The following is a 10,031-nucleotide window of genomic DNA, read 5'->3' on the forward strand; positions in this document are numbered from 1 at the left end:
GATGGCATCGGCAGCGGCGGAGGCCTCCGGGGCCTCCGTCCCTCCCCGCAGGCGCAAGAGCGTGACCGGCACCCGCAGGACCGTGGCAGTGCTGTTCCTGCTGCCCGCCCTGGTGCTGCTCGGCGCGCTCGTGGTCTACCCGATCGGGTACTCGCTGGTCCGCAGCTTCGGCAACCAGGCCGGTGACGGCTTCGCCGGATTCGACAACTACAAGGCCCTGTTCACCGACGACGGCATCCGCACCGCCCTGAAGAACAACGTCATCTGGGTGATCTTCGCGCCGACGGTCGCCACCGCCCTCGGCCTGATCTTCGCGGTGCTGACCGAACGGGTGCGCTGGGGAACGGCGTTCAAGCTCGTCGTCTTCATGCCGATGGCGATCTCGATGCTGGCCGCCGGCATCATCTTCCGCCTCGTCTACGACCAGGACCCGCACAAGGGCGTCGCCAACGCCGTCTGGGTCGGCATCCACGACACGTTCGTCTCGTCGTCTGCGTTCCCGAACGCCCACCCGGGCCGCGAGTCGCCGCTGAAGGCGGACCACGGCGGCTTCATCACCAGTACGACGGTCCACACGGGCCAGACCGTCACGCTCCCGCTGGTCGGCGTCGCCCCCGACCAGATGCCCGACAGCGCCAAGAAGGCCGTGGCCGCGAAGGCCGAGCCGGGAAGGATCACCGGCACGACCTGGCAGGACTTCACCCGCGGCAAGGGCGTCGGCAGGCTCGGCGGGGTCGATCCGTCCGAACTCGGCTACGGCGGGATGAAGATCGAGGCGGTCAAGGACGGCAAGGTGGTCGCCTCGACCAAGGCCGCGGGCGACGGCACTTTCACCCTGCCCGCCAAGGCCGACGGGGCCCAACTCCGGCTCCCGGCGGGCAACTTCAAGGCGCCGTACAACGGAGTGGAGTGGCTGGGCCCGTCGTTGGTGACACCGGCGATCATCGGGTCGTACGTGTGGATGTGGGCCGGGTTCGCGATGGTCCTGATCGCGGCCGGACTCGCGGGTGTGCCAAGGGAGTTGCTGGAGGCCGCGCGGGTCGACGGGGCCAATGAGTGGCAGGTGTTCCGGCGGGTCACGGTGCCGCTGCTGGCGCCGGTGCTCGCGGTCGTCGTCGTCACGCTGATGATCAACGTGCTGAAGATCTTCGACCTGGTCTTCATCATCGCCCCGGGCTCCTCGCAGGACGACGCGAACGTGCTGGCCCTGGAGCTGTACCGGAAGGGCTTCTCGGAGGACCAGCCGGGGATCGCCAGCGCGATCTCGGTGTTCCTGCTGCTGCTGGTGATCCCGGTGATGCTCTTCAATGTGCGGCGGCTGCGGCGGGAGGTGCGGCGATGACCATGGATGCCGGAACTCTGGGGAAACCAGGGCCCGTTGAGGTCGTCAAGGCGCGGGAGTCGCTCGGCTCCCGGCTCGCGGCGGTGGCGAGCGGGGGCCTGGTCCGGGTGTTCCTGATCCTCGTCGGCCTGTTCTGGATGGTGCCGACGCTCGGGCTGCTGCTGTCCTCGCTGCGCAGCCCGGAGGACATGAGCGCGAGCGGCTGGTGGAAGGTCTTCAGCCAGCCGTCCCAACTCACCTTCCACAGCTACAAGACGCTGCTGGAGAACAGCGACATCACCAACTCGCTGTGGAACACCGTCCTGATCACCGTCCCGGCGACGCTCCTCGTCGTGGTGATCGGCGCGCTCGCGGGCTACGCGTTCGCGTGGATGGAGTTCCCGGGCCGCGACTGGTGGTTCCTGGGCGTGGTCAGCCTGTTGGTGGTGCCGGTGCAGGTCGCGCTGATCCCGATCGCCGAACTCTTCGGGAAAATAGGCCTGTTCGGGACCATCTTCGGGGTGATCCTGTTCCATGTGGGATACGGGCTGCCGTTCGCGGTGTTCCTGCTGCGGAACTTCTTCGCGGAGATCCCGCGCGAACTCCTGGAGGCGGCCCGGCTGGACGGCGCGGGTGAACTGCGTTTGTTCGCACGGGTCGTGATGCCGCTGGGCGGGCCCGCGATCGCGAGCCTGGGCATCTTCCAGTTCCTGTGGGTGTGGAACGACATGCTGGTCGCGCTGGTGTTCACCAAGTCGAGCACCCAGCCGATCACGGTCGCACTCCAGACGCAGGTACGCCAGTTCGGCAACAACATCGACGTGCTGGCACCCGGTGCGTTCATCTCCATGGTGATCCCGCTGGCCGTGTTCTTCGCGTTCCAGCGGCAGTTCGTGTCCGGCGTGATGGCGGGCGCGGTCAAATAGCCGCAAACGACACATAGTTCGAAGGGGTGGGCCGTCATCGGCCCGCCCCTTTTCGTTCACCGTGCGTCCCCCGTATGCCGTACGCGCCGTAACCAAGTCACTCCATCGGCCGTTCCCGGGCAGAACGCCCGCGCCGACCGACCCATGGATGTCCCTTGCCCAGGTTCAGTGTCATTGTCCCCGCGTACAAGGTGCAGGCGTACCTGCACGAATGCCTGGAATCGGTGCTCTCCCAGTCGTACCCCGATCTTGAGCTGATCGCGGTCGACGACTGCTCGCCGGACGCCTGCGGCGCGATCATCGACGAGTTCGCGGCCCGCGACGCCCGGGTGCGCGCGGTCCATCTCCCCGAGAACCAGGGCCTCGGCCGCGCCCGCAACGCCGGTCTGGAACAGGCGACCGGCGACTATCTGGTCTTCCTCGACAGCGACGACACGCTCACGCCCGACGCGCTGCGCGCGATCGCCGACCGCCTCAAGGAGACCGGCGAGCCCGATGTGCTGGTCTTCGACTACGCGCGCACCTTCTGGTCGGGCGAGGCCCAACGCAACAAGGTCGCCGTCCAGTTGACCGAACAGGGCCCGGCGCCCTTCCGGCTGGAGGACCGCCCCGGGCTGCTGCGGGTCATCATGGTGGCCTGGAACAAGGCGTACCGACGGGAGTTCGTGGAGCGCGAGGGCTTCGCCTTCCCGCGCGGCTACTACGAGGACACCCCGTGGACCTACCCGGTCCTGATGACGGCGGAGACCATCGCGACCCTCGACCGGGTCTGCGTCCACTACCGCCAGCGCCGCCAGGGCAACATCCTCGGCACGACCAGCCGCAAGCACTTCGACGTCTTCGACCAGTACGACCGGGTCTTCGCGTTCGTCGACGCGCGCCCTCAACTCGCCCAGTGGCGGCCGGTGTTGTTCCGCCGCATGGTCGACCACCTCGCGACGGTGTTCACCAAGCCCGACCGCCTCCCGCGCGGCACCCGCGCCGAGTTCCTGCGCAAGGCCCGCGCCCACTACCGCCGTTACCGCATCCCCGGCACCCCGGTCCCGCTGCGCACCCGGACGCGCCACACACTCGTCCACTTCGGCGTCCACCGCACGTTCCGGGCCGTGCAGAAGGCGATGAGCTGGCGGCGCAGCGCGGTCAAGCTCACCGCGAAGGCGCTGCGCACACTCAGGGCGGCGGTCCTCCAGCTCCACTACCGCGTCCAACTCCGGCTCCCGCTAAGGGATCGCGCGGTGTTCGCCGCCTACTGGGGCCGCGGCCACAGCTGCAACCCTGGCGCGCTGGAGACGGCGTTCCGCACCCACGCCCCGCACATCCGCACCGCGTGGATCGCCCGCCCCGAGCACCACCACACGATCCCGGCCGCGACGCGCCGACTCCGCCCGAACACCGCGTCGTACTGGACGGCGCTGGCCCGCTCCAAGTACCTGGTGAACAACGTCAACTTCGACCGCCGGCTGGTCAAGCGCCCCGGCCAGGTCATGATCCAGACCCAACACGGCACCCCCCTCAAGCACATGGGCCTCGACCTCCAGGAACGCCCGGCGGCGGCACGGGACATGGACTTCGCCGAACTCCTCAAGGGCGTCGACAAGTGGGACCACGTCCTGTCCGCCAACCGCCACACCACCCTGACCTGGGAGCGCGTCTACCCCGGCAGCTACACGACGCTCGCCTACGGCTATCCCCGCAACGACGCGTTCCAGCAGGCGACTTCGGCCGACGTGCACCGGCTGCGCGAGTCCCTCGGCATCCCGCAGGACACCATCGCCCTGCTCTACGCCCCGACCCACCGCGACTACCGCCGAGTTCAGCGCGCCCACGTGGACCTGGACCGCGTCCTGCGCCGCCTCGGCCCGCGCTTCGTCGTGCTGGCCCGCGCCCACTACTGGCACGAGGGCCCCCTCGCCGCCTCCGCGTCCGGCCGGATCATCGACGTCACCGACCACCCCAGCGTCGAGTCCCTGTGCCTCGCCTCCGACGCGCTGGTCACCGACTACTCGTCCCTGATGTTCGACTACGCCAACCTCGACCGCCCGATCGTCATCCACGCCGACGACTGGGAGGCCTACGAAGCGGCCCGCGGCACCTACTTCGACCTGCGCGCCTTCCCGCCGGGCGCGGTCGCCCGCAGCGAGGACGAACTGATCGACATCTTCGCCACCGACCACTGGCGCGGCTCGCGTTCGGCCCAGCTGCGCGCCGCGTTCCGCGAGCGCTTCTGCCCCTACGACGACGGCCGCGCCGCCGAACGCGTCGTACGCCACGTGGTGTTGGGCGAAACGGACCTCCCACCGGTCGTACCGCTCGCCGACCGCCACCCGGTCCCGTCGGCCGCCGCGAGCCTCACGCGCTCCCCGCTCGCCACCGTGCCGCAGCCCTCGACGTCCCTGCCCGTCACCGACCGACTCTGAACGCCGTTCCCACACCGGGGAGTTCACATGCCCTCAAGCCCCTCGCGCCCCACCCCGACCCGCCCGACCACCTGGCGCCCGACCGGACGCCCCGGGGCCTGTCGCACGCACTGACACCGGACCCCTCCGGACCACTGGAGAAAGAACAGAATGCCCCGCTTCAGCATCATCGTCCCGTCCCACGGGGTCGCCGGCCGGCTGTCCCTGGCCCTGGACTCGGTCCTCGCGCAGTCCTACGGCGACTTCGAGCTGATCCCGGTCTGCGACAGCCCCGGCTCCCCGGCCGCCGACGTCGCCGCCGACCACGCCGGGCAGGACTCCCGGGTGGCCCCGGTCAACTCCCCACCGTCCGCAGGGCTCAGCGGGGCCCGCAACACCGGACTGCGGGCGGCGACCGGCGCCTACGTCCTGTTCCTGGACGGCGACGACACGCTCGCTCCGGGCGCACTGGCCGCGTTGGACGCCCGGCTCACGGAGACCGGTGACGTGGACGTCCTGTACTTCGAGCACGAGCGCACCCCGTGGTGGGAGGGCGAGCCCACCAACCCGGCCGCCCCGCTGCTCGCGAAGACCCCGGCGGGCGTCTTCTCCCCCGGCCAGGCACCGCAGTTGACGGGCATTCAGCTACCGGCGTGGAGTGCGGCCTACCGCCGCGCCTTCCTCACCGAGCACCGACTCACCTTCCCCGAGGGGCGGTTCACGGACCTGGGCTGGGGCGGCCTGGTCACGGTCGCCGCCGAGCGGGTCGCGGTGCTGCGCTCGGTGGTCGTACGGCATCTGCTGCGGCGACAGGGCAGCCGGCTCAACCTGCCGGGCGAGCACCATCACCAGCTCCTCGATCAGGTGGAGTTGGTGCTGACGGCGGGACAGGGTCTGGCTCCCGAGCGATCGCACGCGCTGTTCGAGCAGCTCTTCGCCGTGGTGCTGAAGACCGCCTCGCGGCCCGAACGGCTTTCCTCCGGGCACCGGGCGTTCTTCCGTCGGGCGGGACGGCTCTACCGCACGCACCGGCCCGCCGACTTCCATGCGCCGGGCGGGAGTCTGGGGGTGCAGCACCGACTGCTGGCGTCGGGGGCCTACCCGGCGTTCAAGGCACTACGCGGTGCCAACCGGAAGGCATCGGGAGCGGCCGAGCGCGTCCCACGCCCCCGGATGCTGCGTACCCGGCTGCGTTACGCCCGTGACCTGCGCCGCTCCCTCGACCCCAACCTGGCTGTCTACTGCGCCTATTGGGGACGGGGCTACGCGTGCAGCCCGGCCGCGATCGAGGCCAAGGCGCGTCAACTTGCCCCGCACATCCGCTCGGTGTTCCTGGTGGAGCCGGACGCGGTGGACGCCGTACCGAAGGGCGTGGAGCACGCCGTCATCGGCAGCCGGAAGTACTGGGAGGTGCTGGCGCGGGCCAAGTACCTGGTGAACAACGCCAACTTCGCGGAGGGCGTCGTCAAGCGGCCCGGCAGTGTGCACGTCCAGACGCAGCACGGGACCCCGCTGAAGAAGATGGGCGTCGACCAGTCGACGTACCCGGTGGTGGCCGCCGCGACCGGCAGCTTCGCCAAGTTGCTGGGCCGGGTGGACCGTTGGGACTACAACATCTCCTCCAACCGGCACTCCACCCAGATGTGGGAGCGCGCCTTCCCCGGCTCGTACGAGGCGTTGGAGTACGGCTATCCGCGCAACGACGTGTACTACACGGCGACGGCGGATGAAGTGGCCCGTGTGCGGCGGGAGTTGGGCGTCCCGGAGGGCAAGACGGCCGTCCTGTACGCGCCCACCCACCGCGACTACCAGACCGGTTTCGACACCGGCCTCGACCTGGAGGCCTTCTGCGCGGCGGCCGGTGAGGACGTGGTCGTGCTGCTGCGCGCCCACTACTTCTACGACCAGGGACGGGCCAAGAGCAGCGGCCGGATCATCGACGTGACCGGGCACCGCTCCTCCGAGGACGTCTGCCTGGCGGCCGACGCGCTGGTCACCGACTACTCGTCGATCATGTTCGACTACGCCAACCTCGACCGGCCGATCGTCGTGTACGCCGACGACTGGGAGGTCTACCGGGAGACGCGGGGCGTCTATTTCGACCTCATGGAGGCGCCGCCGGGACCGGTCGCCCGAACCCCGGAGGAGCTGGCGCAGGTCTTCCGTGACGGCTCGTACGCGGGGCCCGAGTCCACGGCCCTGCGGGCCGAATTCCGGTCCCGTTTCTGCGAGTTCGACGACGGGCTGGCCGCCGAGCGGGTCGTACGCCGGGTGTTCCTCGGCGAGCCGCCGGAGACCGTGCCGCCCGTGATCCCGCTCGCGGAGCGCGTCCCGGCCCCCGCCGCCACCCTCGTAAGGAGCTGAACCCGAAGTGCCCCGCTTCAGCGTCATCGTCCCCGTCTTCAAGGTGCAGGGCTTTCTGCGCGAGTGCCTCGACTCGGTTCTGGAGCAGTCCTACCGGGACATCGAGGTGATCGCCGTGAACGACTGCTCGCCGGACGGCTGCGGCGCGATCCTCGACGAGTACGCGGCCCGCGACCCGCGCGTCCAGGTGCTGCACCTGCTGGAGAACGTCGGCCTCGGCCGCGCCCGCAACGCCGGAATGCCCCTGGCCACCGGCGACTTCCTCTTCTTCCTCGACAGCGACGACACCCTCACCCCGGGCGCGCTGCGCGCGATGGCCGACCGGCTCGACGCGAGCGGCGACCCGGACGTCCTGGTCTTCGACTACGCGCGCACCTACTGGTGGGGCGGCACCCGGCGCAACGTCCTCGCGCACGTCCTGACGGAGGTCGACGGAACCTTCACGGTCGCCGAACACCCGGAGATCCTCGACCTGTTGATGGTCGTGTGGAACAAGGTGTACCGCCGGGAGTTCGTCCACAAGCACGCCTTCGAGTTCCCGCCGGGCTACTACGAGGACACGCCCTGGACGTTCCCGGTGCTGCTCAGCGCCGAGCGGATCGCCACCCTCGACCGGATCTGCCTCAACTACCGGCAGCGGCGCCAGGGCAACATCCTGTCCACCACCAGCCGCAAGCACTTCGACATCCACGACCAGTACGAGCGGGTCTTCGCGTTCGTCGACTCCCGCCCGGAACTGGCGAGTTGGCTGCCGTACCTGCACCGGAAGATGGGCGAGCACTGCCTCGACATCCTCGGCAAGCCGGACCGCCTGCCTCCGTCCGACAAGGCCGAGTTCTTCCGTCGTACGGCCGAGTTGTTCGCAAAGCACAAACCGACGGGGGTGAGGGTGGACGCCGAAGTCCGTGCGCTGGAAGGCAGTTACGCGCTGTACCGGGTGCGGCGGCAGGCAGGGCGGGGCGCGCGGCAGCTGGAGCGCCGGGCGATGCAGGCCCGTAAATCGGCGGCCGGGCGGGTCAAGGGCGGCTGGGGCGCGTTGCACGCGCGCCGGTCGCTGGACCCCAACCTCGTTGTGTACTCCGCGTTTTCGCACCGCGGGGTGCTGGGCGACCCGGCCGCCGTGTACTACAAGGCGAAGGAGATCGCCCCGCGTCTCCGGGGAGTGTGGGTCGTACAGGACGCGGAACAGGCCGCGTTGTTGCCGCCTGACGTCGAGCACGTCCTCCTCAACACCCTGCGGTACCGCCAACTCACCGCGCGCGCCCAGTACTTCGTGAACAACGTCAACTGGCCCGGCACCCTCACCAAACGCCCCGGCAGCGTCCACATCCACACCCACCAGGGCACCCCGCTCAAGTACATGGCGGCCGACCTGCTGGACAAGCCCGGCGGCCGTTTCGGCGTCGATGTTCCGCAGATGCTGCGCCGGGCCGACCGCTGGGACCACAGCCTGGTCGCCAACCGGCACTCGGAGCTGGTGTGGGAGCGGGCGTATCCGTGCCACTTCGCTTCGGCGCGGACGGGGAGCCCGCGCAATGACGTTCTCGTCGGCGCAACTCCGGGAGCGGGGGCGGCAGTTCGGGAGCGGCTGGGTATCCCGGTTGGCAACACCGTCGTGCTGTACGCGCCGACCCGCCGTGAGTACGTCCGGGGTGGGCACGTGGACCGGCTGGACCTGGCCCGGTTCGCCGAGGATCTCGGTCCGGAGCACACGCTCGTCGTACGGCTGCATCCGTCTCTCGCGACCGGGCCCGCGCGTGGGATGGGGCTCGCGGATCTGCATCGGCGTGGGGTGCTGATCGACGCGACCGACGAACTCGCCGTGGAGGATGTGATGTTGGCGTCCGACGCGCTGGTCACTGATTACTCGGCCCTGATGTTCGACTACGCCAATCTCGACCGGCCGATCGTGCTGCACGCCGATGACCGGGAGGCGTACGCGGCCAGTCGGGGAACGTATTTCGACGTCACCGCGGCGCCACCGGGTCATGTGTCCGGTTCCTACCGGGAGTTGGCGTGGCTGTTCGCGTCGGGTGCGTGGCGGGACGAGGACTCGACGCGGTTGCGGGGTGAATTCCGGGCGCGGTACTGCGAGTTCGACGACGGGAGGGCGGCCGAGAGGGTCGTACGGACGCTGCTTCTGGGGGAGGTCGACTGGCTGCCGCAGAGCGGGGCCGGTGCGCGGGTTCCCTCTCCGGTCAGTGGCCACGACCAGTTGGCGTCGTCATGAGGCCGCGTACGTGGGTGCTGGTGCTGGCCGCGGTGTTCGCGGTGCTCCAACTCGCCAATGTCACCGGGCGGGCGACTCCCGACACGAAGAACTACCTGTCGTACGCGATGAGTTTGCGTGGTGCGAGCGAGCGGGAGGCTGCGGCTGTCGCGATCGACTACAGCTGTGCGAGCCAGGGGGCGAACGCGCGGCGCGACCAGAGCGTGAACCCGTTGAACTTCCACGGCAAGGACCCCGCCGCGCGGGTCGCGAAGAAGTGCCGGGACGCGGAGTGGCGGGGGGTGAACGCGCGGCTGCGGGCCGGGCAGACGGGCGGGTTCATCACGCCGTTCACGTCGGAACGGTTCATGCGGATCTTTGAAGTGCGGCCCGGATACCCGGTGTTCCTGGTGCCGTTCGTGACGCTGCTCGGGCCGGTGTGGGGGATGTGGTCGGCGAGTGTCGTCCTCACCGTGCTGGGTGGCGTACTCGTCTTCCTGATCCTGCGCACCCTGTCCGTGTCGGTGCCGTTCGCGTTGACCGGGCAGGCGCTGTACTACGTGCTGCCATGTGGGACGACCTCGATGCGGCCGATGACCGAGGGGCTGATGACTGCCCTGACGCTGGCCGCGGTGTGGGGGTGCGCGCTGGTGCTGAAGGGGCGGCGTACGCGGGTCGGACTCGCCCTGGTGGGCGGTTCGTTGGCGCTCCTCTTCACCGTCAAGCACTCGCAGTCCCTGTTCCTCGGGCTGTGTCTGGCCGGGGCGGGTGCGGTGGTCGCCGTAGGGCGGATGCGGCGGGGGCGGGCTCCGGGG

The 10,031-nt window shown here is 69.8% G+C and carries 5 protein-coding genes and 1 pseudogene; all 6 read left to right on the plus strand.

Going from position 1 to position 10,031, the window contains the following annotated elements; all coding sequences use genetic code 11:
- The first annotated feature begins 1 nt into the window (after position 1).
- Positions 2–1,342 (plus strand): carbohydrate ABC transporter permease, encoded by a 1,341-nt coding sequence (locus OO69_RS44555; RefSeq protein WP_078652863.1) that lies wholly within the window; start codon positions 2–4, stop codon positions 1,340–1,342.
- A complete protein-coding gene (locus tag OO69_RS44560; protein WP_033286721.1) occupies positions 1,339–2,247 on the plus strand; it encodes a carbohydrate ABC transporter permease in 909 nt (302 codons plus the stop codon). Before OO69_RS44555 ends, OO69_RS44560 begins: the two co-directional genes overlap by 4 nt.
- A 155-nt stretch (positions 2,248–2,402) precedes the next feature.
- The gene (locus OO69_RS44565; RefSeq protein WP_033286722.1) at positions 2,403–4,664 is read left to right on the plus strand and encodes a bifunctional glycosyltransferase/CDP-glycerol:glycerophosphate glycerophosphotransferase; all 2,262 of its coding nucleotides are present in this window, start codon (positions 2,403–2,405) and stop codon (positions 4,662–4,664) included.
- Positions 4,665–4,814: 150 nt separating this feature from the next.
- The gene (locus tag OO69_RS44570; RefSeq protein ID WP_033286723.1) at positions 4,815–7,007 is read left to right on the plus strand and encodes a bifunctional glycosyltransferase/CDP-glycerol:glycerophosphate glycerophosphotransferase; all 2,193 of its coding nucleotides are present in this window, start codon (positions 4,815–4,817) and stop codon (positions 7,005–7,007) included.
- 7 nt (positions 7,008–7,014) lie between these two features.
- Positions 7,015–9,237: a bifunctional glycosyltransferase/CDP-glycerol:glycerophosphate glycerophosphotransferase gene (locus OO69_RS44575; RefSeq protein WP_033286724.1), complete on the plus strand. Its 2,223-nt coding sequence runs from the start codon at positions 7,015–7,017 to the stop codon at positions 9,235–9,237.
- Positions 9,234–10,031 (plus strand): annotated as a pseudogene (locus tag OO69_RS44580) (hypothetical protein); the annotation flags it as partial. The gene OO69_RS44575 and the pseudogene OO69_RS44580, both read left to right, overlap by 4 nt.

The organism is Streptomyces sp. NRRL F-525, assembly GCF_000716605.1.
In the GTDB taxonomy this organism is placed as follows: Bacteria; Actinomycetota; Actinomycetes; order Streptomycetales; family Streptomycetaceae; genus Streptomyces.

Bases quoted from the DNA above. Each gene is read 5' to 3' on its own strand.
- OO69_RS44555 (WP_078652863.1), top strand. From the start codon at position 2: ATGGCATCGGCAGCGGCGGAGGCCTCCGGGGCCTCCGTCCCTCCCCGC.
- OO69_RS44560 (WP_033286721.1), top strand. From the start codon at position 1,339: ATGACCATGGATGCCGGAACTCTGGGGAAACCAGGGCCCGTTGAGGTC.
- OO69_RS44570 (WP_033286723.1), top strand. From the start codon at position 4,815: ATGCCCCGCTTCAGCATCATCGTCCCGTCCCACGGGGTCGCCGGCCGG.